Below are 667 nucleotides of genomic sequence, written 5' to 3'. Positions count from 1 at the left end.
GGATTCTTTAACGGTGGTCGTAATCCTGAAATTAACAAACTTGGTGATTGGAAACGTATAAACGGCAAAGGTTTAACCTTTACTGTTGGTAATCGTGAAAGTTCAAAATTCTTACGCTGTTATGAAAGAGGAAAAAAAGAAGGGGATTCACTTAGTTTGTGGACCCGACTTGAGCTTGAGCTTAAATCATCAGACCGTTATTTACCACTAGATGTCCTTTTGTCTCCATCTACCTATTTTAAAGGTGCTTATCCAGCGCTCGAAGCATTGTGTAATCAATTGCATGATTTTACTGCACCTGAAAAATGTCAACTTGTTGAAAAACAGGTAAATATTAATGTAGATAAAGCTTTGGAAATTGTTAAAACACAATTTGGAAAGTATATCCGTCAATTTAGAAAGTTCATTTCAGATGATGCGCTTTTAACTCTTATTTCGTCTGATAAAGATGAAATGCCTAAAAGACTTCAATTTTCTCATGCTGCTGTTATGCAAGCTTTACGCATAAATCAGCCAATTCTAAACACTAATGTAGATGAGGAATATTCCCTATTTGTGGGTGTCCCTCTGCTTAATCAAACTGCTTATAAGGAATTTATCCATGCTATTTAAATCAACAATTACTGTATTTGGTGCTAAATCTTCGAAAGGGGCTTTCGAGGGTAAA

Annotated in this window: 1 protein-coding gene; it reads left to right on the top strand. The window is 35.2% G+C overall.

Annotated features, from left to right (window positions below; all coding sequences use genetic code 11):
- Window positions 1-612 (top strand): replication initiation factor domain-containing protein (locus ACG9ZL_RS21105; protein ID WP_419361869.1); only part of this gene is annotated, 612 nt, incomplete at its 5' end.
- Window positions 613-667: the final 55 nt, after the last annotated feature.

It is taken from the genome of Acinetobacter legionensis (assembly GCF_048551735.1).
In the GTDB taxonomy this organism is placed as follows: Bacteria; Pseudomonadota; Gammaproteobacteria; order Pseudomonadales; family Moraxellaceae; genus Acinetobacter.
The sequence above is the reverse complement of the archived record's forward strand: the minus strand, read 5'-3'. Positions and strand labels throughout refer to the sequence as shown.